The sequence below is a fragment of the Crateriforma spongiae genome, assembly GCF_012290005.1.
Lineage (GTDB): Bacteria > Planctomycetota > Planctomycetia > Pirellulales > Pirellulaceae > Crateriforma > Crateriforma spongiae.
In genome coordinates this window covers 24,438-49,835 of record NZ_JAAXMS010000009.1, presented here as the reverse complement: position 1 = coordinate 49,835, position 25,398 = coordinate 24,438, and the positions used below count along the sequence as shown (strand labels likewise).

Sequence of the window (25,398 nt, the reverse complement as noted above, 5' to 3'; positions counted from 1 at the left end):
CCACCGCCCCGTCGGCCGACGAATCGATCGAAGACTGTGATGTGGGTGATTGGGTGATATTCAAAGCGATTGCTGCGGCCCTGGTGCTGTTGGTGTTGGCAATGGCCGTTTTGGCGGTGGTTTCCCGGCGGACATTCATGCGGGCGATTTTTCGTCCGGTGCTGTCACTGCTGTACCGCAAACGTGTTGTCGGACTAGAGAATCTGCCCCGCGACGGCGGGTGCGTGGTGATCAGCAACCACATCAGCTGGATCGATGGCATTCTGATTTTGTGGATGCTGCCGCGAAATGTGCGTTTCGTCGTGGCCGCCGAGAACTTCAACGGTGGTTTCATGCAGTGGGTCGCCGGCGCGTTCGATACGATTCTGATGACGGCCAGCCCCAAGTCGATCGCGCGGGCGTTGCGATCGGCGCGGGAAGGGTTGGACAACGGTGACGTCGTTGGCGTGTTTCCCGAGGGCTCGCTCAGCCGGACAGGCCAGCTTCATGGATTCAAGCCGGGCATCAAGAAAATTCTCAAGGGCACCGACGCCCCCGTGATCCCGATGTGGCACGAAGGGATGTGGGGCAGCGTGTTCAGTTTTTCGGGCGGCAAGTTCTTTTGGAAATGGCCGCGCCAGTTTCGACGCCAGATCACCCTGTACATCGGCGAACCCTTGGCGGCCGATACGCCGTTGGATGTGATGCGGTCGCGGGTCCAAGATCTGGGCGCTCGCGCCAGCGTTGAAACGCGTCGCCAGTACCCCGTTTTGCCCAGCCGAGTGATCCGCGTCTGGCGTCGACGCGGCCGGCGTATGCAGGCGGCCGATTCCACCGGCGTGGAAGTCGGCGGTCGTGCTTTGCTGACACGTGTGTTTGCGCTGCGTCGTGCGCTGCGTCGCGAGGTTTTCGATCGCGATGAAAAATACGTCGGTATCCTGTTGCCGCCCAGCGTTGCCGGGGTTGCGGTCAACGTGGCTTTGGCGATGGACCGGCGGATCAGTTCCAACCTGAACTACACCGTGACCAGCGATGTGTTGAACCACTGCACCGAATCACTGGGCGTCCGGCATGTGCTGACCAGTCGTAAGTTCATGGACAAGTTTGATTTTGAATTGTCCGCCGAAACGGTGATGCTGGAAGACTTGCGTGACAAGATCACGACGATGGACAAGGTGGTCGCATTCATCCAAGCCAATTTGATTCCCGCGGCGCTGCTGGATCGAATGCTGGGGCTGAATCGCATCGATTCGGACGATCTGTTGACGGTCATCTTCACCAGCGGGTCGACCGGAATGCCCAAGGGCGTGATGCTGAGTCACGCCAACATCAGCCACAACGTCGACGGGATCGAACGGTTGGTCCGCTTGGATTCCGAAGACAACGTGTTGGGCGTCCTGCCGTTCTTTCATTCGTTCGGCTACAGCGTGACGTTGTGGGCCGTCAACACTCTTGGACCGGCCGGCGTCTATCACTTCAACCCATTGGATTCCAAACAGGTCGGCAAGCTGGCCAAGCGATATCACGCGACGGTCTTGCTGGGCACACCGACGTTCATGCGTGGCTACCTGCGTCGCGTCACCCCGGATCAGTTTGCCGATCTGGACGTCGTCGTCGTGGGCGCCGAAAAGATGCCGCCGGACTTGTTCGATGCGTTCGAACAGCGATTCGGTGTCCGGCCGATCGAAGGCTATGGGGCCACCGAACTGAGTCCCCTGGTTGCGGTCAATATTCCGCCCAGTCGATCCGCCGCCAAGCACCAACGGGATCGGTTGGAGGGTTCCGTCGGACGACCGTTTCCCGGATTGGGCGTCAAAATCGTTTCACCCGATGACGGTCACGAACTGCCCGCCGGCGAAGACGGCATGCTGATCGTGTCGGGACCCAATGTGATGCGTGGCTACGCCGGACAAGACGATTTGACCGCCGAAGCGATCACGTCGGGATGGTACACCACCGGCGACATTGCTCATGTGGATGCCGAAGGCTTTCTGCACATCACAGGACGGCTCAGCCGGTTTTCCAAGATCGGCGGCGAAATGGTTCCACATGTTCGGGTCGAAGAAGTCTTGCTGGATTTCTTGGAATCGAATCAGGCCGATGCACCGGAGCCCGGCGATGGGCATCCTGATGTCCCGCTGTGTGTGACGTCGGTGCCCGATGAAAAGAAGGGCGAACGCTTGCTGGTGCTACTTGCCCCCGGTGTGATGAATGAAACGATTCATCCCGATTCGATGCGAAAGGCTTTGACCGACGCGGGGTTGCCCAATCTGTTTGTTCCGGCCCGTGACGCATTTGTGGAAGTCGATCACATCCCGCTGCTGGGCACGGGGAAATTGGACCTGAAAGGCGTCAAGGACAAAGCGGTGGAATTGTCCGGCAGTCCCGTGTCATAGCGGTGCGTCGGTCGGGCAGGCCGCGTCACGCTTTTTGGTGGATCACCGGTTTACGTCGACGCGGATAGACTTCGCGACAAATCGGGCAAACTGTCCCGTCACAACCGCGGGCGGTGCAGTGTTCCCGTCCGTAATAAATGATCTGTAAATGCAGTTCGTTCCAGCGGTCGCGTGGGAACAGTTTCTTCAGGTCCGATTCGGTTTGGGCAACGTTCTTGCCGTTGGTCAAACCCCAACGCTGGGCCAGGCGATGGATGTGCGTGTCGACCGGAAATGCGGGTTCGCCGAAGGCCTGTGCCATGACGACGCTGGCGGTCTTGTGCCCCACGCCGGGCAGCGATTCCAACGCTTCGATCGAACCGGGAACCTGGCCGTCGTGCCTGTCGATCAAGATCTGTGACAGGGCGGCCAGATTTTTTGCCTTTGATTTTGATAGCCCCAGCGGCCGGATGATCTCCAAGATCTCAGCTTCGCCTAGATCACGCATGGCCACCGGATTGCCCGCCACGCGGAACAACTCCGGGGTGACTTCGTTGACTTTTCTGTCTGTGCACTGCGCGCTCAATACCACCGCAACCAACAGCGTGAATTCGTCGTGATGATCCAGTGGGATGGGTGGGTTCGGGTACAGATCCGCCAACCGGCGATCGATGTGTTCGGCTCGTTCTCGTTTCAGCAAGGTCGTGGTGTTGTCTGGGGGCTGCCATTGGCGATGTCGGGCAATGGCTAACGGCGATGCATCTAAGAAACGTTTTCTAGACGCTTTTGAATATCCATGGCCAGTTCGTCGGCCTGTTGTCGCATTCTGTCTTCGTTGGATTCGAATTGTTGGTGAAAGGTTTGGTCCAGTTCCGCCAGTTTTCGCTTGAGCGTGTCCTGCTTGTCTTTTGTCGACGCTTCAATCTCCGCTGCGACGGCTCGTTTTTGTTCTTCCAGCCATCGATCGATGACCGCCAAGTCTTTGTCTCGCTTCTTGGCCAGGTCACTGGCTTCCAGCTGGTGAATCGACGCGGAAACACGCATCGCTTTCGCTTTGGCGTGTTCCACCGCCGCGATCAGGTCACAGGCATGGTTTTGATGCGAAGCCATCTTTTTTTGAAGGGGGCCGATGGTCGCAAAATGGGCGGCGATGCCGACGACCAGGGCGACCACAAACGTGATGCCCGCGGCAACTGGCGAAGCCCCCCATGCGAACAGAAGTAGCATCGCCAACAAAAGACCGATGACGACGCCGCCGATCGGGAACCAAAAGTGATCGTGGATTCGCGTGATTCGCAGACCGTGCAGTTCTTGGTTCAACTGCTCGATGCGGGCCGCCAGGTCTTGCATGGATTCGACCGACTGGCGAATGGAATCGGGGGGACGCAACTCCAAGCGACCGTAGGCGGCGGCGTCTTCGCGGACTTCCCCCACATCGGTTCCGTGCTGTTGCATCCAGGATCGCAGCGGTTCGATAGCCGCTGCGGCCCGGTGGTGGGCCTGGCGAATCGCTTGGTCGTCCTTTTGGCGTGCGCTGCTGGGGGTATTTTTGTCCTGATCGAAACGCGACAAAACTTCGATCCGTCCTTCTTCGGCCTGACGAATCAGCGGTTCACATTTTTGTTGGACCTGTCGTTTCACCGAACCGGCCAACTGGGCCAATTGCCCACGCAATGCCAGCGTTTCGGTTTCGTAATGGTCGATCAGCGCCTCGCCGGATTCGTCCCAACGTTTCAGCATCGCACGGCGGTCTTCGCGGCATTGCCGCATCACGGCGGCTCGTTGGGGATTGGGCGATTCAGACATCGGACCCTCCGGTCGGTACCGCTAGCCGATTCGGCCGGTGCCGCTAGCGGATCGGGCGAAACGTGCACGGCAACCCCCGATTGTACCTGTTCGCAGGTGCGGTCGTGCCGAATCCGTCTTGACCTCGACTCCGACCGACCCGTAGTGAAACACCGAACACCCGCAACGAGCCGAATCGATTCGGCTGTCCCGCACGCTTGGTTGTGCCGGACGCGGCAACATCATGGCTAAATCAAATATCCATCTCCACGTACGGCAGGACACCGTTTCCATGTTGAAGACCTTGCTTTGCCTTTCTCTGGTTCCGGCCACCCTGCTGTTGGTCGGATGTGGCTCGGAAGAACCTGCCGCATCGGTGGCCCAAGCCGCCGCGCCGGCGAACGCCGCGAAAAACGGCTCCGATACAACGGCGGCCGCGGGATCACAACAAGCCGAAGCGGTCGTCAGCCAATTCCTGGACCGGATTCGTCGTGGGGCAGGACAAGCGTCGGCCGAAGAATTGCTGACCAATCAGGCTCGCAGCGTCATCAGCCGTTTCGGCGGCGTGCAAAGCCTGGGGGCTCCGGACGCTCAGTTCGTGGTCACCCGCAGTCAACCGGCGCCCAGCGTCGAAGGAGAACCGGCCGGACAATCGCTGTTGGTCCACACCGTCTGGGCCGAGCCCGTCACAGCCGAAGACGGTGCCGAAAGCGTTGAAAAAACACAGGTCGTCTGGGCGGTTCAGCAGGAGGCCGGCCAGTGGCGGATTTCCGGAATGGTGATCGAATTGGTCCCGGGCGAAGCCCCGACGGTCATTGATTTCGAGAATGAACAGCAAATCGCGACACTTTTTGGCGGCGACACCAGCACCGAAGAAGTCGCCGAAGCGACCTCGGAATCCGTCTCCCGCTGACCCCGACTGTCGGAGCAATCAAGAACCACATTGGGCGGCGTATCGGTCGGTTGATTGATACGCCGCTTTTTTCATGCGCCAAGCCACAAGTGCGGCTGGGTGCGCTTTAGCTACCGGTTTGCGGGGGTCAGGTCGACCTAGCTTGGGTTCCCAATGCCGCGGACGTCGTCGGAACGGGGGCCAGGGGGCGGTCGTGCGCCGGCCCTCCGCCGGTGATGCGGATCGGACCACGCCACCGCGCCGATCGTTCTTGGCGATTGCCCCCCATGGTGGCGGCTGACGATAGGCTTGCGGCGATTGACTTTCCCTTCGCCAGCATTATCGTACAGGCAACATTGCGCAATCCGAAAAAGCTGTGCATTTCGCCTGTTTTGCCTGGTTGCAACGATGGTGGGTCGCGATGAAACACTCGCATTGCCCTGAATGAAGTCGGGTCCAGGAGGCAGGCCCTCATTTCCCCGTTCGTGCGACACGAGTTCGCCACGAGAAAGTCCGATCCAATTTGGGAGACAGTTAATGCGTCGTAGTTACGTGATGATCGCGATGGCAGCCATGATTGCTGCATCGCCCGCCTTTACCGGTTCCGCCGATGCGTTCGGTTTGTTCAAGAAGTTGATGGCCAAGAAGAGCGGCTGCTGTGCACCGGCTCCGAGCTGCTGCGAACCGGCGCCGGAACCCGTTTGCTGTGAACCTGCCCCGGAGCCGGTTTGCTGTGAACCCGCACCGGCACCGAGTTGCTGCGAAGCCGCTCCGGTCGTCGAGCCCGTCGTTAGCGATTGCTGTGGCGCCGCTCCCGTCGTCGAAGCCGCACCCGTCGTCAGCGATTGCTGTGGCGGCGCTGTGGTCGAAGCCGCCCCGGTTGCCGTCGAAGGCACCGTTGTTGAAGCTCCCGTTTCCGCGGAAGGTTTCGATCTGGCTCCCGGCGAAACTTTGGTCCCCGGCAGCGTCGTGATCAACGAAGACGCGTCGGAAGAAGCTGCTGAAGCACCGGCCGAAGAAGCCGCTGCCGAAGAAGCACCGGCCGAAGAAGCTGCCGCTGACGAAGTCCCCCCGGCACCCGCCGCCGAAGAGGCTGCTGAGGAAGCCACCGAAGAAGCCGTCGACGCTGCCGAAGAAGCCGTCGAAAGCGCCAGCGATGCCGCCGCCGATGCTGCGGAAGCGGTGACCGGCGATGCACCGCCCGCTCCGCAACCCGATGCCAACACCGACATCTGATCGGTTTCGCTTCCGCTTGCCGGATTCAAACATCGCAAACCCTCGCGACGATTCATTTCGTGGCGAGGGTTTTTTGTTTGCCACAACGATTCGCCGGGGCTGGAAGGTGACGATCGATTCGTCGGGGGCGTTGCGACCAGCACGGTGGCAAGCTGACGCTCGGGCCGTCATAAAGGGCGGCAACACAAATTTGCCCGCCGGTGACTTTTCCAAAATCACCCATTTCCAAACCCACCCACGATGGAAGGAATGATATCGATGACCCAATGGCCGATCGGAGTATTTGCATCGGTGGATGCCGGACTGGGCGTCGCCTGGGAAGTGATCGAACAATTGGGCGTGCCGACGATCCAGTTGCACGCACCGCATCCCGGTAACCGCGATGCCGATGCCGCCAAACGTTTGGCCGACAAGCTGTCATCGATCGACGTGCAGTGCACCGCGGTGTTCGGTGGATTCGAAGGCGAAAGTTATGCCGACATTCCGACGGTCAGCCGCACGGTCGGTCTGGTTCCGGCGTCAACCCGCGAAAGCCGTTTGGCGGAAATGATAGAGATCGCGGATTTCGCCAAAGCCCTGAACTGTGACGCGGTCGCTTTGCACTTGGGGTTCGTGCCGCATGAACCCACCGCCGATGGCTACGACGCGATCGTTGATGTGACGCGTCGGTTGTGTGATCACTGTGCGGGTAACGCCCAGTACCTGCACTTGGAAACCGGACAAGAGACCGCCGAAGGCTTGCTGACATTCATCGATCAGGTGGGACGTGAGAACCTGAAGATCAATTTCGATCCGGCCAACATGATTCTTTATGGCACGGGCAAGCCACTGGATGCGTTGCGTCAGGTCGGCGGCCATGTGCGCAGTGTCCACTGCAAAGACGGCACTTGGAGCGACCAGCCCGGCGAAACGTTTGGTGCCGAAGTGCCGCTTGGGCAAGGCGATGTCGACGTGCGGCAGTATTTGATCACGCTGAAGGAAATCGGATACGACGGACCGCTGACGATCGAACGTGAGATTCCCGAAGACCCCGAACGTCAGCGGGCCGAAATCGGCGCGGCGATCGACCTGCTGACAAACTTGCGCCAGGAAATTCTGTAGCCGTCCACGCGGCCGGCTGATCGACCGTTACCAGACCAGCGGCTGGTCGGATTCGGTCATGCGACCGGCCGGCCGAATCCCGCTGCCCTTGTGACCGGTCAGTTTGTCGCCAAGGTCATCGCGAACGGTCTGGGCGGCCTGCTGCAACTGGGCGACGACATCGGGATGGTCTTCGATCACGTTGTTGGTTTCGCCGACATCGGAATCCAAGTCGTACAGTTCCAGTCCGCTTTTGCGCGACGAATAGGCGTTCGGGAAACCGCCGGTTCCGCCGGGTTTTCCCGCCATCGTGCGATAGTTGTGGGGGAACACCAACTTGAATCGTTCGTTGCGGATCGCTTGCAGTTCGCCGCCCTTGTAATAGCACGGGTAATACTGGTGCGGTGACTGATCGCTGGTGCCCGTCATCAATCCCCGGATGTCTTTGCCGTCGATCTTGTGGGCAGGCAATTCGGCACCGATCATCGCGGCCACGGTGGGCAACAAGTCGACGGTGGCGGCCAATTGTTCGCACGTGGTGCCACCGGGGATCGTGCCGGGCATCCGCATCACGGTGGGTTCGCGATAGCCGCCTTCCCACATCGTGCCCTTGCCCTCACGCAGCGGGCCGGCCGTGCCGGCGTGATCGCCATAGGACAACCAGGGGCCGTTGTCGGACGTGAACACAATCAGCGTGTTTTCGGTCTGGCCGATGGATTCAACGGCTTCCATGATCTGGCCGACCGACCAGTCGACTTCCATCACCACGTCGCCGAACAGGCCGGCCCCGCTTTTGCCTTTGAAGTCGTCGGAAACATACAACGGCACGTGCACCATCGGGTGTGGCAGGTACACAAAGAAACCGTTGTCGCGTTCGCGCCGGATGAATTCGACGGCACGTTGCGTGAAGGCTTGGGTGAATGTTTCTTGATCGGCCGGCTGGACGTCGGCGTTGACGACTCGCACGCCCGATTCGGCGGTACCCTCCAGCAGCGGCAGTGGTGGCCAGTTGCTTTTGGCGTTGGGATTCTTCTTTCGCTTTTCAAAGACGGCGGGGTGCAGCGGCCACATGTCGTTGCTGTAGGGGATTCCAAAGTATTCGTCGAATCCGTGCCGGACCGGCAGGAACTTGTGGTGATGTCCCAAATGCCATTTCCCGAAACAGGCGGTGTCGTAGCCTTGCGACTTGCAGATTTCGGCCAACGTGACTTCGTCGGCGTTGATGCCGATCTTTGAAGCCGGCCCGAGTGCCCCGGCAATGCCGATCCGACGGTGCAGGCATCCGGTCATGATGGCCGAACGCGATGCCGAACAGACCGCCGATGAAACGACGAAATCGGTGAAGCGGCGACCCTCGGCGGCCATCCGATCTAGGTTCGGGGTCGGGTAATCGGTGGCACCGAATGGTCCGATGTCGCCATAGCCCATGTCGTCGATAAAGATCACCACCACGTTGGTCGGGGCATCAGCCGCGGTCGATGGTCGGGCTGCGACAAACGTGCAGGTCAAAATCCAGGCGGCCAGACAAACCGGCCGGACAATTCCGAATCGGGGACGGGCGAAAATGGAAGCGTTCATGGCGGGAAAGTTACCTCAGCGGAGAGATTTGGGAGGGCGAAAGCCATCGGAGGCGGGCGGGAAGTCGTCAGTGTATCCGCTGTCCCGAGGGCACGCGAAATTCGGGCGAGGCGAGCCGGCACGGCTGTGGTTCGATCCAATGAGCGCAGCGGTGATTCGATCCAATCGACCCTGTCCGATGACTCGGACCATGGCGCTTCGTTTCTCGCACCGTACACGAGTCGACGTTCAACCAGTATCTTGGCCCGCAATGCAACTTCGAAACTTCGACGCCGGGTGTCTGTCGTGGCGGCAGTCCTGCGGAGCGATGGCAGCTTGGGCGGTTCCCTGAGGACCCGCGAGTGCCATCGGCGACCGAGGGCTGAGACGGGCCGAATGAGGGGTCGAATTGGTAACCACAAGGCGTGTTGGAATGAATCAGCTAGTCAGGGTCCTGTTGGGGATCATTTTTGTCGGGTCGCTCAGTTTGGCGGGCCTGCCGGTGCGGCATGCCGTCGCCCAGGAAGCTGCGGCCCAGGCCGCCGAGTCGGACGAAACGCCGGAAGCCGCAGCGGCCGAAACCGCAGTGGATCTGGAGGACTTGCAGGCCCAAGTCGAATCCGCCGCATTGGCCGGTCACAACGCGTGGATGTTGACCAGTTGCGCGCTGGTCCTGTTCATGACCGCCCCCGGGCTGGCGATGTTCTACGGCGGATTGGTCCGTCGCAAAAACGTGCTAAGCGTGATCATGCAGTGCATTTTTCTGATGGGCATGATGACCGTGCTGTGGGCACTGGTCGGCTATTCGCTGGCGTTCGGCGGCGATGGTGCATGGATCGGAAACCTGGATCACGTTTTCATGAACGGCGTCCAGCGTTTCTGGAACCCCGAGACCGGTGCACCGGAAACGCCGATGTTTTCGCCGGAGTTGCCGTTGCTGACCCACATGCTTTTTCAAGGCATGTTCTTCATCATCACGCCGGCACTGATTTGTGGTGCGTTCGCCGAACGGATGAAGTTCGGTGCGATGGTGGTGTACTCGATTTTGTGGGGGCTGTTGATCTATTGTCCGCTTTGCCACTGGGTTTGGGACGGTGGCATTTTGGCGTTCGGTTCGGACGTGGGGATCGCCGGTGGCGCGTTGGACTTTGCCGGCGGGACGGTCGTTCACATTTCCAGCGGTGTCAGTGCATTGGTGGCCGCAATGTTGATCGGACCGCGGATGGGTTATCCCCGCGAACCGCTGCAACCACACAACCTGACCTACACCGCCCTGGGCGCGGCGATGCTGTGGTTCGGATGGTTCGGCTTCAACGCGGGCAGCGAACTGTTGTCCGATGAATTGACCAGCAGTGCTTTTGCCGTCACTCACTTTTCGGCCGCCGCCGGTGCCGTCGCGTGGGCCGTCGCCGAATGGTCGGTTCTGGGCAAGCCGACCGTGCTGGGTGCCAGCAGTGGCGCCGTTGCGGGATTGGTCTGCATCACACCCGCGGCCGGCTTTGTTCAGCCCATGCCGGCGTTGATCATGGGAGCCTGTGCCGGATTGGTCTGCTACTGGGCCTGTTCCAAGCTGAAGCACATGATCGGCTATGACGATGCGTTGGACGCTTTCGGAGTGCACGGTGTCGGCGGAACGTTGGGTGCCGTGTTGACGGGCGTCTTTGCCAGTCGTGCTTGCTGGGACGTGGCCGAGGGTGAAGCGATCGGCCTGATCGAATCCGGCGGTGACTTCACGTTGTTGATCGGCCAAATCGTGGCCGTGCTGATCACGTTTGTCTTTGCCGGTGTCGGCAGTTTGATTCTGCTGAAGCTGATCGATGCGGTCATCGGATTGCGTGTGTCGGCCGAAAGCGAACAACGCGGCTTGGACATCATCGACCACGGTGAAGAAGGCTACACGTTCGCCTAGATCGTGTGACGACGCCCTCGCGTGAAGTCGGGGGCGCCGAACACCCGTTGCAAACAGCGACGCCGAACGAAGGTTGGTTTCGTTCGGCGTCGTTGCATTTGGGACCAGGCCGTTGGCACCTTCGACCTGCCGCATGGCATGATGACACGCGGCGGTCAGTCCAACCGGAATCGCAATCCGGCCGCCGCAGTGACGATCATCAGCGCCGCCGCGGTGCGGAGTGCAAACGCGACGTCCGTCTGTTCAGCGACGAAGCCCCACAGAATGGAACCCAGCGTCATCGACAGGGCCAATATCGTCAGGTAGCTGCCCATTCCTCGGGCCCGCATCCGTTGCGGCAAGGTGATCTGTGCCGTGGTGTTCAGCGACGTCAGCGTCATCATCCAACAACTGCCCAACAACAGCATCACCGGGACCACCGTGGTCACCGAATGGGCCTGCGAAAGACACCACAAACCCAACGCAAACCCGATCATCGCAACGGCAACGGTCTTGTCACGTCCCAAGCGATGATCGATTCGCGGCAGTACGCCCGCGGCGGCCACTGCACCGGCGCCAATCAGCCCGTACAGCATGCCGAACCCGCCGGCATCCCAGCCCAATTGCTGACTGACCACCAGCGGCAAAAGCGACCACATCACGCTGGCCGGTAAGACGAACAGGAAGACGCTTGCCAGGACGTTTCGCATTCGCACTTTGCGCATGATGTATCGAATGCCGTGCCGCACCGACAATGCAAACGACTGGCCACGCGACGACTCGGTCCCGCGACGTTGCCAAAGCAACAGCACGACGATCACGCCGGCAAATGAAGCGGCATTCATGGCAAACGCGATCCAAACGCCCAGGCTGGCGATCAGTAATCCGCCCACCGCCGGACCGACGGCCCGGGCCAAGTTAAAACTGATGCTTCCCAACGCGACCGCACGCGACAATTGGTTGCGTGGTACCAGTTCGGGGACCGACGCTTGCCAGGTCGGAATGTGCAACACCATGCCCAGCCCGATCAGGAACGTCAGCGCCAACAATCCCCAGGCCGAAATCAGATCCGCTGCGGTCAACATCGACAACGTCGTGGCGATCAACAGCAAACTGATCTGGGTCACCAACAACAATCGTCGGCGGTCGATTCGGTCGGCCAGCGCACCGGCGGGAAACGCCAAGAAGACGATCGGCAACGACATCGCCGTTCGGACCGCGGCGACCATTTGAGGTTCGGGGGCCAAGTGCGTCATCAGCCACCCTGCCCCGACTTCGTGAATCCATGTCCCCAAGTTGGATGCGATCGACGCGAACCAAAACGCACGAAACAACCGAATGCGCAGGGGCGCCCACGGGCTGATGCGAACCGCCGGTGCAATCGTGCTGGTGGACAAAAGGTTCCTGGTTGGGCTAGTGGTTCAAGTGTTGGGGGCGAAACTTTCGCCGGTCGCGCCGCCGACATGTTAGCGCTTTGACACCCCGGTGGGACCCGTGAATGTGGATTCGGGTTCGCCGTCCGCCGTCGTCGTCGCCAACGGCAATTCAAACGCCCTCACGCCTTCTGCGACGGTCCCTCACGCAAGCTGCGGCGGTACTGTGCAGGCGTCATGCCACAGGACGCCCGAAACACCTGGATGAAGTAGGACGCGGTGCGGTACCCCACCGCTTCGGCCACCTCAGGGATGGCGATGTTGGTTTCGGTCAAGAACTGTTTGGCCCTTTCCAGCCGCACCCGCTGCAGTTCTTGATGCATGGTGCGTCCCACCGAATCCTGGAATCGGATTTCTAGATTGCGTCGTGACAAATCAACGTGCCTGACGACGTTTTCGACCTGGATGGGATCGATCGCGTGATCGTGGATGTAACGCAACGCCATCGCCACTTCCGCATCATCCAGCGAAATGATGTCGCTGGATCGCCGGGTCACCACATGCAAAGGCTCTGCCACCAAGCGACGTGGTTTTCGCCAACGACGCCGCATCATTCGATCCAGCAACTGTGCCGCGCGATAACCCACACCTTCGGCGTTCAACGCCACGCTGGACAACGGCGGGTCGGCCAATTCGCAGATCAGTTCGTCGTTGTCCACGCCGACGACCGCCAACTCCTCCGGAACGCGAATGCCCGCCGACTGACAGGCCTCCAAGACTTCACGGCCCCGATCGTCGTTGCACGTCATCACGCCGATCGGTTTGGGCAAACCTTCCAACCAGCGAATCAGCCGCGGGTGTTCGCGTTCCCATCGACGGGCCGCCGCTTGCCGTGGCGACTGGTAGACCGTGACGTCAAAACCGGCGGCTTTGATCGCCTGAACAAAAGCCGTTTCACGGCGGTCGCTCCAGACGCGATCGGCGATCCCGACAAACGCAAACTGACGAAACCCACGCTGCATCAAATGGGTGGCCGCCATTCGCGCGGCGCTGGCCGAATCGGATGCAACCTCGCTTAACTGTGACAGCGGATGGTCGGGGCGCAGCTGTTCTTCCGTCAGATCCAATGCGATCGTCGGCAGTTTTGATTCGAAGATCGCATCAGCGATTCGTCGCGTGGCGATCCGAGCAATGATGCCGGTACCGCCCCACTGGCGCATCTTGGGGACGGCTTGTTCAAAGTCGCCGGGCGTGACGTAGAACCCCCAAGGCCCATGCAGTCGCGCGTATTTGACGATGCCACGCAGCATCTGCCGTCCGTAACCGCGTGCGGTTTCGATCAGCAAGGCGACTTTGGGGACTTGGTCCATGATCAATAGCCTTCAGGCATGCGGTGGGCGTGCGACGTTGTGTCTTCAGCCTAGTCTTACCGCCGGGCTCGCCCAGAAACCATCTGCGCAAAGACGACATTTTTTTGCGCAACTGTCCTGTGGTGACACTCCCACGCCGCAGCTAGAACGGAACGCGAAACGAATCGGAGGCGATTCGCGATGGCTCCGACGCAACGGGATCGACAACGGTCCATGCTGTCGCCCCCGCCAAGCTTTCCGGACGATACAAAGGTGGCCGGTACCATTCGTTTTCGTCCGTCAGTTTCGCAGAAGGACACCAAGGTGGCTGCAAAGTTTTCAATCGGTTTGGATTACGGGACCAACAGCGTTCGCGCGATCATTGTCGACTTGGCTGACGGTCAAGAGATCGCCAGCGATGTGTACGAATACCCCAGCGGGGATCATGGCATCTTGTTGGATCCCAAAGATCCCAATTTGGCTCGCCAAAACCCCGCCGACTACATCCAAGGTTGCATCACCTCGGTCGCCAATGCGGTCAAGCAAGCGTCACGAAACCGTCACTTTTCGCCCGATCGCGTCGTGGGCATCGGTGTCGATACCACCGGGTCCACGCCGTTGCCGGTCGATGCCAAAGGTCGCGCCCTGGCATTGCATTCAAAGTTCAAAAAGAACTTGGCCGCGCACGCGTGGTTGTGGAAGGATCACACGTCAGCCGAGGAAGCTGCCGAGATCACCACCAAAGCTTCGCGGACGAAGGAAAACTACTTGGCCAAGTGCGGCGGAACCTATTCCAGTGAATGGTTTTGGTCCAAAATCTTGCACTGTCGTCGCATCGCACCGGACGTCTTTGATGCGGCGGCCGGATGGGTGGAACTGGCCGACTTCGTTCCCGGTTTTCTGACCGGCAACACGGCACCCGAAACCATTCGTCGCGGCATCTGTGCCGCCGGTCACAAGGCGATGTTCCATACCGATTGGGGCGGATTGCCGAAGAAGACGTTCTTGAAGCGTCTGGATCCGGAACTGGTCAAGGTCGCCGAGAACTACAACACCGAGACGGCAACATCCGATCAAGTCGCCGGCCACCTGATCAAGGAGTTCGCCGAACCGATGGGATTGCCCGCGGGAATCCCGGTCGCGGTCGGTGCCTTTGATGCACACCACGGTGCAATCGGGGCGGGCGTGAAACCGGGAACCCTGGTCAAAATCATCGGGACCAGCACCTGTGATGTCACCGTCTGGCCGGCCGATCAACCGCTTGCCGACATCCCCGGACTGTGTGGCATCGTTCCCGGTTCGGTCACGCCGGGCATGTACGGATTGGAAGCCGGTCAGTCCGCGGTCGGTGACATTTTCAATTGGTTTGTCCGCAATCTGGCCCCGTCCACTATCCCCAGCGGTCAGGATCCCCATGTCTGGTTGACCGAGCAAGCGGATCAGTTGCAGCCGGGTGAAAGCGGTTTGTTGGCACTGGATTGGAACAACGGTAACCGGACCGTGTTGGTGGATCCCTATCTGACCGGCATGCTGGTCGGGCAAACGCTACACACCACTGCAGCGGAGATCTATCGCGCGTTGATCGAAGCCACGGCGTTTGGTGCTCTGACGATCATCAACCGGTTCGAAGAATACGGGGTGGAAGTCAAGCAAGTCGTTAACTGTGGTGGCATCGCCGAAAAGAACCCGATGGCGATGCAAATCTATGCCGACGTTTGTGGTCGTCCGATGAAGATCAGTCGGTCCGCACAAACGTGCGCTTTGGGCGCCGCCATCTTCGGTGCGGTCGCCGGCGGCGGGTATTCCAGTGTTGCCGCGGCCCAGCGAAAAATGACCGGCACCAAAGACACCGTGTACCGTCCCCGCAAAAAAGCCAAGGCTGTGTATGCGGAACTTTACAAGCTGTATCACCAATTGCATGACGCATTCGGTGTGCAGGGTTCCGGTGTCGCCGTGGATCACGTGATGAAAGACTTGATCGCCATCCGCAACCGCGTGCGAAAGGGGTAAACGTCGTGCTGGATCAACTGAAAATCGACGTTTGCGCCGCCAACCGAACTCTGGTGGATCATGACCTGGTCACACTGACTTGGGGCAACGTCAGCGGGATTGATCGACAATCTGGACGGGTCGTTATCAAACCCAGTGGTGTCGACTACCACGATCTGTTGCCCGAACACATGGTCGTCGTCGATTTGGATGGAAACCGAATCGAAGGTGAACTGAATCCGTCCAGCGATACCGCCACCCACGTGTGGTTGTATCGCAGCTTTCCGGCCATCGGCGGCGTGACGCATACCCACAGCCGATACGCGACGATGTATTCGCAGTGCCGTCGCGAGATTCCGTGCTTGGGAACGACCCACGCCGATCACTTTCATGGCCCGGTACCCGTCACGCGACCGCTGACCGAATCGGAGGTGGCCCAGGCCTATGAAGCCAACACGGGCAAAGTCATCACCGAACGATTCGCCGATCTGGATCCCATCGCCATGCCGGCCGTTCTGGTCGCCGGTCATGCGCCGTTTGCTTGGGGGCCGAGTGCGAAAAAGTCAGTCGAAAATGCGGTCGCACTCGAAGCCGTTGCCCAAATGACGCTCGGCTGCCAGCAAATCATGGCCGGACAACAAGAAAACGCCGTGCCACGTTTGGAGGCCTATGTGTTGGAAAAACACTACCAACGCAAACACGGCCCCGACGCTTATTACGGCCAAGCCAAATCATCGTCCTAACGCGGAGAATCCCAAATCATGTCATCCGAATCATCCAAACGCGAAGTCTGGTTCGTCACCGGCAGCCAACACTTGTATGGCGACGAAGCGTTGCGGCAAGTCGCCGCCAATGGACAAAGCGTTGTGGACGGATTGGTCGGCGACGGGCGTCTGCCCGTGTCGTTGGTTTTCAAGCCGATCGTCACCACCCCCGATGCCATCACCCGATTGTGTCGGGATGCCGATGCGGATCCCCGGTGCATCGGTTTGGTTTGCTGGATGCACACGTTTTCGCCCGCCAAGATGTGGATCGCGGGGCTGTCGGGTTTGACCAAGCCGATCGCGCATTTGCACACTCAGTTCAATGCTGAATTGCCGTGGTCGACCATCGACATGGATTTCATGAACTTGAACCAGTCGGCTCATGGCGGACGCGAATTCGGTCACATCTGCGCACGATTGAACGTTCCACGCAAAGTCATCGTCGGTCACTGGCAAGATCCCAGCGTCCAAGAACGATTGGCCATTTGGATGCGAGCCGCCAGTGGACGCGACGAAATGCGAAACCTTCGTGTCGCACGGATCGGCGACAACATGCGTCAAGTCGCGGTGACCGAAGGCGATAAGGTGGAAGCCCAGCGGGTCTTTGGAACCGAAATCAATGGCTATGGCATTGGCGACTTGGTGGACTGTGTCAATCAAGTTACCGATTCCGACGCCGATGCATTGGCGGCCGAATACGAACAAGCTTATCAGTTGGATCCATCGCTTCAGCGTGACGGCCAGAAACGTCAATCCTTGCTGGATGCGGCGAAGCAGGAACTGGGGCTCCGTAGCTTCCTGCAATCCGTCGGTGCGATGGCACTGACCGACACGTTCGAAGACTTGCACGGTCTGCAGCAACTGCCCGGCTTGGCGATCCAACGTTTGATGGCCGACGGCTATGGATTCGGTGCCGAAGGCGACTGGAAGACTTCCGCCCTTCTACGTGCGATCAAGGTCATGGCCGACGGTTTGGACGGCGGAACGTCCTTCATGGAAGACTACACGTATCACTTCCAAGGCGACGATTCCTTGTGTTTGGGCGCACATATGTTGGAAATCTGTCCCAGCATCGCCGCCGATCAACCCCGATGTGAAATCCATCCGCTGGGCATCGGTGGAAAATCCGACCCCGTGCGACTGGTCTTCACCGCACCGGCGGGGCCCGCGGTGAATGTGGCTTTGACCGACATGGGCGATCGTTTTCGGTTGTTGGTCAATGAGGTCGAAACAGTAACACCGCCGCACGACCTGCCGAACCTGCCCGTCGCCCGCGCTTTGTGGAAGCCTTTGCCCGATCTGCGCACCGCGGCGGCGGCGTGGATCTATGCCGGTGGCCCCCACCACACCGTTTTCAGCCAAGCGGTGGGAAGCGAAATGATCGAGGACTTCGCCGATATGATAGGCGTCGAGTGTCGGTTCATTGATGCCGACACGTCGCTACGAAGTTTCAAACAGACGCTGTAGGCAAAGCCGGGAAGTTCAGGTCATGGTGTTCATCGATTGGGTCGTCATTGCGGGCTATTTCGCAATTCTGTTGGGTGTCGCTTGGTGGGTGATCAACAAGGGCAGCGAAACCGCGGATGACTATTTCCTGGCCGGACGTAACCTTAGTTGGTGGGTCATCGGTGCATCGATCTTTGCATCCAATATTGGATCGGAACACTTGGTCGGGTTGGCCGGTTCCGGCGCGACCGACGGCGTTGCGATGGCGCACTATGAACTGCATGCCTGGTGTCTATTGGTTTTGGGCTGGGGCCTGATCCCGTTCTACATGCGTTCGCGCGTTTTCACGATGCCCGAATTCCTGGAACGAAGATTCAATTCGTCCAGCCGTTGGGTTTTGTCACTGATTTCGCTGGTCGCCTATGTCGTGACCAAGATCGCGGTGGGCATCTTCGCCGGCGGGATCGTTTTCTCGGTGCTGTTGCCCGACATGCGTTTGGGACCGCTGGACAGCTTCTGGATTGGGTCAATCCTGGTCATCGTTTTGACCGGTGCTTACACGATTCTGGGTGGTCTGCGCGCCGTCGCTTATACCGAAGCACTGCAGACGTTGATTCTGGTATTGGGATCCATCTTGGTCACCATCTATGGATTGGATGCGTTGGGCGGATGGAGCCGCCTTCGTGAAATCTGTGGATCCGAGATGTTCAACCTGTGGAAACCGATGGTTCCCGCTGGTGTCGAATCGACATGGGAACCGGTCAAAGAACCCGGGCGGATGGCGTGGTATTTCAATGACAACTATCCCTGGCTAAGCATGCTGTTCTGCGCGCCCGTGATCGGGTTGTGGTACTGGTGTACCGATCAGTACATCGTCCAGCGTGCATTGGGGGCACCGAACGAAACCGAAGCACGACGCGGATCGATCTTTGCATCCATGTTGAAGCTGCTGCCGGTATTCATCTTCATCATTCCGGGAATGATCTGTTTCGCGTTGTCGACCACGGGGGCGTCCGGTCCGCTTCAGGAAGCAATGGTCGACGCTGATGGAAACCTGATCCGCGAAGAGGCCCAGAAAGCTTTCCCCATGTTGGTCGCAACGATCTTGCCGCCCGGTGTGCGTGGTCTTGTGGTCGCGGGATTGTTGGCGGCATTGATGAGCTCGCTGGCGGGAGTTTTCAACGCATCGGCGACACTGTTCACGATGGATTTCTATTCCAAGTTACATCCAACGGTCTCCCAGGGACGTTTGGTCTGGATCGGACGCGTGGCGACCGGTGTCATGGTGTTGATCGGCCTGGCATGGATCCCCGTGATTCAGGGTGGCCGTGGCTTGTACGACTACTTGCAAGGCGTCCAAGCGTATCTGGCACCACCAATCTTTGTGGTCTTTTTTCTGGGGATCTTATGGAAGCGTGCCAACGGTGCTGGGTGTTTGGCCGCATTGCTGATTGGTTTCGTGATGGGCTTGGTGCGGCTGGCGATTGATACACCGGTGAAGCTGATCGACGGCTACCAGTATCAGGAAGGGTCAATGCTTTGGATTCTGAACAACATGTTCTTCCAGTACTACAGCATGCTGATCTTGGCCGTGTGTGTCATCGTCATGGTGGCCGTCAGTTTGGTCACCGCCGCGCCCGACTACGAAAAGATTCAGGGGCTGACGTTTGGCACGCTGACCGCCGAAGACAAGGCAGAGTCACGCGCCAGTTGGAACACGATCGATATCGTCGCGTCGGGGTTGGTTTTGGTGGCAATTCTTGCCGCGTACTTGTATTTCCAAGGTTAGGGTGCCGTGAAAGCCATCGACGTTGCGGTACCGAACGAAAGCATGTTCATGTCGTCCGTTCTCAGTGCTGGTCCGATCGGACAGATTGATTTTCAACTGTCGACTTTGGACTACGTCGCGTTCTTTGGCTATTTCCTTGGTTTGTGCCTGATCGGCTACTTCGCCGGTCGTAAGCAGGGGGAAACGTCCGCCGACTATTTCTTGGCGGGGCGTTCCCTGCCCTGGTACGTCGTGGGCGCATCGTACATCGCCGCCAATATTTCCACCGAGCATTTCATCGGCTTGATCGGTGCGGCGGTGATCTATGGCATCTGTGTGGCCACCGGTGAATGGAGCACCGTGATCGCATTCACGTTCTTGATTTGGCTGTTCATCCCCTATCTGCTGACATCCAAAGTCTATACCGCTCCGGAGTTTCTGGAGAAGCGTTTCAACAAGCAGATGCGGTTCATCTTTGCCGCGGTCACGTTGCTGGTGAACATTGTCGCCTTCATGGGGCCCGTCATTTACGGCGGTGCTCTGGTCTTGGTGGAATTGTTCGGGTTCGACAAGGTTACCGCGGTGGTCGTGATCGGAATTGCGTCAGGGGTCTGGGCGATCTGGGGTGGGTTACGATCGGTCGCCTTGATGGATCTTTTGACCATCACCGTGATGGTGTTGGGCGGGCTGAGCGTCACCTTTCTTGGCCTATCACACTTGGGCGATGGCCAGGGCGTCCTTGCAGGCGCCCGCAAGATGATTGAGGTCAACGCGGGCAACGTGCCCTGGGCCCATCAATGGATTCAAGACGCCACCCCGAACATTCTGCAGGGTGCGGACGCGGACACCACCTACGATCGGCTGTTGGTGTTGCAACCGCTAAACCACTATTCCAACCCCTGGACCCACTGGGTGTTCAGCTTCTTTTACATCGGGCTCTGGTACACCGTGATTAACCAGCACATGATCCAAAAGGTGCTGGCGGCAAAGGACATGTATCACGCCCGCATGGGAATGGTGTTCGCAAGTTATCTGAAGCTGTTGCTGCCATTCATCGTCGTGATTCCGGGTCTGATCTTTTTCGCGATGAAGCCGGATTTTTTGCAGGAAGGTTCGTTCGGGGATCAAAGCGACGCGGCCAACGCGACCTACATCTTGATGATCAAACAACTAGTGCCGACGTTTTTGACCGGTGTTCTATTGGCGGCTCTGTTCGGCGCCATTCAGTCGACGGTCTGTTCGGTCTTGAATTCGACATCGACGATTTTCACTCTCGATTTTTACAAGATGTTCTTCCGCAAGGACGCGACTGAACGCGAAGAAGTCATCGTCGGACGGATCGCGGGCGCCGTGATCCTGGGGATCTCGATCATCGTCGGTATTTTGCTGGCGACGGTGACGAAGGTGAACCTGTTCATTTGGATTCAGGCGTTGTACGTGTTTTTCGCGCCTCCATTTTCTGCAACATTCCTTTTGGGATCGCTTTGGCGACGGGTCAGTGGCACGGATGCTCTGATCGCCAGCATTTGCACATTCCTATTTGCTTTGATGTTGAAGGTGTTGGAGTTTAAAGATTCGCTGTTGGGGTGGGCCCATCTTCCGGATTGGGTGGCCCTGCCATCGTGGATGATTCCTTTTGCCAATCAAGGCATGATCTGTTGGGCGTTTTGCATGATCCTGTGTGCGACGCTCGCATTGGTGACTCCAAATCCCGACAGCATCGATGATGACCTGACGTTTCGATGGAAGAATCTGAAACTGAGTGGTGGTTTGGGTGATCACTGGTATTCCAGTGTCACACTTTGGTGGGCCGTCTGTGTCGTGTTGATGATTGGCCTGGTCTTGACCTTTAGCATCGTCCTGTAGCGGGCGATCGCTTTGATTCTGGAAAGAAGTCTGTTGAATATCTCTGAAAATGCGCCCACACCTCCGATGGGCTGGAATAGTTGGGACTGCTTCGGCGTCAGCGTGACCGAAGATGACATCAAAGCCAACGCGGACTATGTTGCAAAGCATCTCAAGCAATATGGCTGGGAATACATCGTTGTGGATTTGTGTTGGTTTGCGCCCGATGCGAACACCGACAACTACAAAAAGTTTGGTCTTCATCAGTTGACCGATGAATACGGCCGCTTGATCCCCGACCCTGTGAAGTTCCCGTCGTCATCGGGTGGTGCCGGGTTCAAGCCATTGGCCGACTATGTCCATAACCTGGGGCTGAAGTTTGGGATTCACATCATGCGAGGGATCCCATGGCAGGCGGCGGAGAACGATCTGCCGATCAAGGGATGTGATGCCACGGCGGGGCACATTGCACAGCCCGTCGATGTGTGTCTGTGGTATGCCAATATGTATGGGGTGAATCTGACCCGGGACGGAGGGCAGCAATATTATGATTCACTGGCGGACCTTTACGCTTCCTGGGACGTCGACCTGATCAAAGCGGATGACATGAATTCCTGGGACGGGGAAGGAAATCATGAGCCTTATCACACGGATGAGATTGAAGCTTTAGCCAAAGCCATCGACAAGGCGGGACGTCCTGTCACCCTGAGTCTTTCGCCTGGGGCCGCGCGTGTGTGCAACGCGGCTCATTTGCGGCGGCACGCGAACATGTGGCGGATTTCGTTCGACTTCTGGGATGAATGGGAATCTTTGCAGAAACAGTTCGATCGATGCGCGTTGTGGGCACCCTACATTCAGCAAGGGCACTGGCCGGATGCGGACATGTTGCCGCTGGGACGGATCGGGATTCGAGGAGAAGTCGGTGACGCCAGGTTCACAAATTTTACCGAGCCAGAACAGTACACGCTGATGACGCTTTGGTGCATCTTCCGGTCACCCTTGATGTTTGGCGGGCATCTTCCCGAATCGGATGAATTGTCACTGCGGCTGATCACCAACCCGGAAGTGATCGCCGTCAATCAAGCCAGTTCTAACAATCGTCAAGTGTCGCGAGATGAGACTTCGGTGGTGTGGATGGCCGAGTGTTTAGAAAGCGGCGACCCTTACGTAGCGGTGTTCAATGTGTCCGATGTGGATGCTGAGATCGAGGTCGACCTGTCATCGCTGAGGCTGTCCGGGAACTGGACGGTGCGGGATCTGTGGAAACGCCAGACGCTTGGTGACGTGTCGCAGAACCTGGTTGCCAATGTCCAGGGACATGGTGCCGCAATGTATCGATTGTCACCGACTGCCTCGTAAAGTCAGTGACCCTTTTTCGCCAAGAGCCAGGAGGATCTTCAAAGCCTGTGTTCACTTTCGCCCTTCGTCGTCCCGGTCCGTATTGGTGTGCGTCCATGAATCGTCGTCTCCAGAATGCCTCGTTGCTGCTATCGATTCTCGTTCTGATGGGATCGGTTGTCTCGTTCGCTCAAGATCCTGTTGCCCAACGCCCGCCGATGGGCTGGAACAGTTTTGATGCGTACGATTCGACCATCAATGAGCAGCAGTTTCGCGATACTGTTGACTTCATGGCGGAACATCTAAAGCCGTATGGTTGGCAGTACGCGGTTGTCGATTACATCTGGTTCAATCCGCATCCGGGTGATCACAACAATCCACAGCGTCGTTTCGGGCAATCCGACTTGCGGCTGGATCCAGATGGACGTCCCGTCGATCGACTGACACTGGATGAATTCGGAAGACCCCAGCCCGCAGTGAATCGGTTCCCGTCGTCAGCGACCGGTGCTGGGTTCAAGCCGCTGGCAGACTATGTGCACTCCAAAGGATTGAAGTTTGGGATCCACATCATGCGAGGTATTCCCAGGCAGGCGTACTTTGATGATCTGCCGATTCAGGGATCGGATCAAACCGCAGGCGTCATTGCGGAGCCTTGGGACGTCTGCCCGTGGAACAACAACATGTTCGGTGTGGATGCGACGAAGCCTGGTGCCCAAGCCTATTACGATTCGCTGTTCCGGCAATACGCGCAGTGGGGTGTTGATTTCGTCAAAGCCGATGACGTGATTCACTATCCTTATCACGCCGCGGAGATCGAGATGATGCGTACAGCGATCGATCGCTGTGGACGTCCGATGGTTTTGAGCTTGTCGCCAGGTGACGCACCGTTGTCACAAGCCAAGCATTTGGTGGCCAACGCCAACATGTGGCGAGTGTCGGGGGACCTGTGGGACGAATGGCCATCGATCAAGCGGAACTTTCAATTGCTTGATGCTTGGTCGCCGTTCATCGGACCAGGGCATTGGCCCGACGCCGACATGTTACCAATCGGACACCTTTCGCTTGGCGGCCGACCGCACGGGCCCGATCGTATGTCGATGCTGACGGACGATGAACAAGTCACGATGATGAATCTGTGGTGCATCGCGAAATCGCCATTGATGATTGGTGCTGATTTGCTGACATCTCCGTCCGAAACGATGGCGTTGTTGCAAAACCGTGCAGTGCTGGCCGTCAATCAAACCAGTCAGCAGAATCAGCAAGTCTATCGCAGTGATGATGCTGCCTGTTGGACGGCGATGGATGCGAAATCAAAGGATCGATTTGTCGCTTTGTTCAATCTGTCGGATCAGATTCGCGACGTGGCCGTCCGGTTCGAAGACATCGGATTGCGCGGTCGTTTCAAGGCGACTGATCTCTGGACCGGTGGCAAGCAGCAGAACGTCACCGGTCAAATTAACCGGCGCTTGCGTCCGCACGCGTCGGCCATGCTTCGCTTGACCCCAGAAAGTGACGTGGTGGTCCAACCTGTTTTGTTACCGCCACCTGCGGGACCGGTCGCCGGGCCGAATACTTCGGTTTCCGATTCATTGAACCGTCGGATCAAGACTCGTTCCTATCCGTCGGTATTCCAGGCCTGGAATCCGATTGATATGCCATCCGAATTTCCGACCGACACGTTGGAAGGACGTCTAATCGCGGCCGCCAAGCACGATGTGATTTGGGAAGAACCTGTCAGTCAGCTTGGCTATGGAGTCCAACTTGCCTTGGGAGCGATTTGGGACGGGCAGCACGCTGGTTTGGCCAAAGGCTTTACGACACAGTCGCGAAAGCGGGCGTTAGAAAATCGAGCCGTGATGCTCCAGAAGAACCCGGACATGGTCTTTCTGATGGAAGTGCGATGGCGTGACGCCCCGGGCAGCTATCTCCCCGAAGACAGCAGTTTTTGGAAGCGAAATCCTGACGGGACAAGAGAGGCCGGTTGGGACGGGGGGCCGGAGCCCTATTACATGCTGGACTACCAGAATCGACAGTTTCAAGCCAATATCGCTCGACAGTGCAAAGCCTGTATCGAATCCGGCGTCTATGACGGAATCATGTTGGATTGGAGCGGGCAAATCGACATTGTTCGATTAGTGCGTGAAGCAATCGGCGATGATGGCGTGATCATCGTCAATATTCATGATGACATCGAAGATGGGCGACGATACGGAAAGCTTATCAACGGTTCGTTCATGGAATGCAATCCCGCCGGGCCGGGGACAGGAGGGGCACGTTTCAAAACGACTTGGGCCAAGCTCCGGGAAGGGTTGGAGTTTTTTGAACGTGAATTGCGTTCGCCTCAACTGAATTGCTTGGAGGTGTGGGGAGACCGCGACGATCTGCGGCGAATGCGGGCGACGACAACGCTGGGGCTGACGTTGTCCAACGGTAGTGTGCTGTTTGCGGATCCGAATCCACTGAAGACGCCCGACCACCTTCACGATTGGTATGACTTCTGGGATGTGCCGCTGGGGCGTCCGCGCGGCGTCGGCCAGGAGAAGCCCGATGGATCGGTGTGGCGACAATTCGAAGGCGGTGTGGTGGTCTACAACCCGTGGGAAAACGGCAGCGTCGACGTTCAGTTCGACTCGCCCCACCGTCGGGTCTCTGATCAATCCGTTGCGACCGCGTTCCAGTTAGCTGATGCGGATGGTGAGATCTTTGTTCCGGTTGAATCGGAGGTCAAATAGCG

Annotated in this window: 17 protein-coding genes; 12 read left to right on the top strand and 5 right to left on the bottom strand. The window is 58.4% G+C overall.

The annotated features are described in order from the left end of the window. The first annotated feature begins 41 nt into the window (after positions 1-41). Positions 42-2,375, top strand: a complete 2,334-nt coding sequence (locus HFP54_RS21175; protein ID WP_197138319.1) for an AMP-binding protein — start codon at positions 42-44, stop codon at positions 2,373-2,375. 25 nt (positions 2,376-2,400) lie between these two features. On the opposite strand, the gene nth is transcribed toward HFP54_RS21175, so the two are convergent. Both nth and HFP54_RS21165 read right to left on the bottom strand, forming a co-directional pair. Continuing rightward, positions 2,401-3,054, bottom strand: a complete 654-nt coding sequence (nth, locus tag HFP54_RS21170) for an endonuclease III (protein WP_168566696.1) — start codon at positions 3,052-3,054, stop codon at positions 2,401-2,403. A 62-nt stretch (positions 3,055-3,116) separates the two neighbouring features. Beyond that, on the bottom strand, positions 3,117-4,160 hold the full coding sequence (locus HFP54_RS21165) for a hypothetical protein (protein ID WP_168566695.1): 1,044 nt from the start codon (positions 4,158-4,160) through the stop codon (positions 3,117-3,119). A 271-nt stretch (positions 4,161-4,431) separates the two neighbouring features. On the opposite strand from HFP54_RS21165, the gene HFP54_RS21160 reads away from it, so the two are divergent. The 3 genes from HFP54_RS21160 (at position 4,432) to HFP54_RS21150 (ending at position 7,368) form a co-directional block, all read left to right on the top strand. After that, a complete protein-coding gene (locus tag HFP54_RS21160) occupies positions 4,432-5,052 on the top strand; it encodes a hypothetical protein (RefSeq protein WP_146415922.1) in 621 nt (206 codons plus the stop codon). Positions 5,053-5,568: 516 nt separating this feature from the next. After that, the gene (locus tag HFP54_RS25320; RefSeq protein ID WP_197138317.1) at positions 5,569-6,267 is read left to right on the top strand and encodes a hypothetical protein; all 699 of its coding nucleotides are present in this window, start codon (positions 5,569-5,571) and stop codon (positions 6,265-6,267) included. 258 nt (positions 6,268-6,525) lie between these two features. After that, a complete protein-coding gene (locus HFP54_RS21150; protein ID WP_168566694.1) occupies positions 6,526-7,368 on the top strand; it encodes a sugar phosphate isomerase/epimerase family protein in 843 nt (280 codons plus the stop codon). Positions 7,369-7,395: 27 nt separating this feature from the next. Here the strand turns inward: HFP54_RS21150 and HFP54_RS21145 are convergent, their stop codons facing one another. Then, positions 7,396-8,925 (bottom strand): sulfatase family protein, encoded by a 1,530-nt coding sequence (locus HFP54_RS21145; RefSeq protein ID WP_168566693.1) that lies wholly within the window; start codon positions 8,923-8,925, stop codon positions 7,396-7,398. A 412-nt stretch (positions 8,926-9,337) separates the two neighbouring features. Here HFP54_RS21145 and HFP54_RS21140 point away from each other — a divergent pair, with 412 nt between their 5' ends. Beyond that, positions 9,338-10,813 carry an ammonium transporter gene (locus tag HFP54_RS21140; protein ID WP_146415919.1) on the top strand — a complete coding sequence of 492 codons (1,476 nt, stop codon included), beginning with the start codon at positions 9,338-9,340 and terminating at the stop codon, positions 10,811-10,813. A gap of 155 nt (positions 10,814-10,968) precedes the next feature. Here HFP54_RS21140 and HFP54_RS21135 read toward each other — a convergent pair whose 3' ends face one another. Next, entirely contained in the window at positions 10,969-12,189 is a 1,221-nt protein-coding gene (locus HFP54_RS21135) for an MFS transporter (protein WP_146415918.1), read from the bottom strand. A 158-nt stretch (positions 12,190-12,347) separates the two neighbouring features. Continuing rightward, entirely contained in the window at positions 12,348-13,535 is a 1,188-nt protein-coding gene (locus HFP54_RS21130) for an AraC family transcriptional regulator (RefSeq protein WP_168566692.1), read from the bottom strand. A gap of 252 nt (positions 13,536-13,787) precedes the next feature. Between HFP54_RS21130 and HFP54_RS21125 the strand changes: the two genes are divergently transcribed. The 7 genes from HFP54_RS21125 to HFP54_RS21095 all read left to right on the top strand — a co-directional run bounded on the left by HFP54_RS21125 (position 13,788) and on the right by HFP54_RS21095 (position 25,396). Continuing rightward, the gene (locus HFP54_RS21125; protein WP_315853954.1) at positions 13,788-15,524 is read left to right on the top strand and encodes a ribulokinase; all 1,737 of its coding nucleotides are present in this window, start codon (positions 13,788-13,790) and stop codon (positions 15,522-15,524) included. A 5-nt stretch (positions 15,525-15,529) separates the two neighbouring features. Continuing rightward, positions 15,530-16,246 carry an L-ribulose-5-phosphate 4-epimerase AraD gene (gene araD, locus HFP54_RS21120; protein WP_168566690.1) on the top strand — a complete coding sequence of 239 codons (717 nt, stop codon included), beginning with the start codon at positions 15,530-15,532 and terminating at the stop codon, positions 16,244-16,246. An 18-nt stretch (positions 16,247-16,264) separates the two neighbouring features. Further along, entirely contained in the window at positions 16,265-17,734 is a 1,470-nt protein-coding gene (gene araA / locus HFP54_RS21115; RefSeq protein WP_168566689.1) for an L-arabinose isomerase, read from the top strand. A gap of 22 nt (positions 17,735-17,756) precedes the next feature. Beyond that, positions 17,757-19,502 carry a sodium:solute symporter gene (locus tag HFP54_RS21110; RefSeq protein WP_168566688.1) on the top strand — a complete coding sequence of 582 codons (1,746 nt, stop codon included), beginning with the start codon at positions 17,757-17,759 and terminating at the stop codon, positions 19,500-19,502. 6 nt (positions 19,503-19,508) lie between these two features. Further along, a complete protein-coding gene (locus HFP54_RS21105; RefSeq protein ID WP_168566687.1) occupies positions 19,509-21,347 on the top strand; it encodes an SLC5 family protein in 1,839 nt (612 codons plus the stop codon). 33 nt (positions 21,348-21,380) lie between these two features. Further along, entirely contained in the window at positions 21,381-22,685 is a 1,305-nt protein-coding gene (locus tag HFP54_RS21100; RefSeq protein ID WP_168566686.1) for a glycoside hydrolase family 27 protein, read from the top strand. Positions 22,686-22,780: 95 nt separating this feature from the next. Beyond that, positions 22,781-25,396, top strand: a complete 2,616-nt coding sequence (locus HFP54_RS21095) for a glycoside hydrolase family 27 protein (RefSeq protein WP_206036331.1) — start codon at positions 22,781-22,783, stop codon at positions 25,394-25,396. Positions 25,397-25,398: the final 2 nt, after the last annotated feature.

Excerpts from the sequence above, each read along its gene's own strand:
- HFP54_RS21160 (WP_146415922.1), top strand. The coding sequence starts at position 4,432 with ATGTTGAAGACCTTGCTTTGCCTTTCTCTGGTTCCGGCCACCCTGCTG.
- HFP54_RS21145 (WP_168566693.1), bottom strand. The coding sequence starts at position 8,925 with ATGAACGCTTCCATTTTCGCCCGTCCCCGATTCGGAATTGTCCGGCCG.
- HFP54_RS21140 (WP_146415919.1), top strand. The coding sequence starts at position 9,338 with ATGAATCAGCTAGTCAGGGTCCTGTTGGGGATCATTTTTGTCGGGTCG.
- HFP54_RS21095 (WP_206036331.1), top strand. The coding sequence starts at position 22,781 with ATGAATCGTCGTCTCCAGAATGCCTCGTTGCTGCTATCGATTCTCGTT.
- araA (WP_168566689.1), top strand. The coding sequence starts at position 16,265 with ATGTCATCCGAATCATCCAAACGCGAAGTCTGGTTCGTCACCGGCAGC.
- HFP54_RS21110 (WP_168566688.1), top strand. The coding sequence starts at position 17,757 with ATGGTGTTCATCGATTGGGTCGTCATTGCGGGCTATTTCGCAATTCTG.
- HFP54_RS21130 (WP_168566692.1), bottom strand. The coding sequence starts at position 13,535 with ATGGACCAAGTCCCCAAAGTCGCCTTGCTGATCGAAACCGCACGCGGT.
- HFP54_RS25320 (WP_197138317.1), top strand. The coding sequence starts at position 5,569 with ATGCGTCGTAGTTACGTGATGATCGCGATGGCAGCCATGATTGCTGCA.
- HFP54_RS21150 (WP_168566694.1), top strand. The coding sequence starts at position 6,526 with ATGACCCAATGGCCGATCGGAGTATTTGCATCGGTGGATGCCGGACTG.
- HFP54_RS21165 (WP_168566695.1), bottom strand. The coding sequence starts at position 4,160 with ATGTCTGAATCGCCCAATCCCCAACGAGCCGCCGTGATGCGGCAATGC.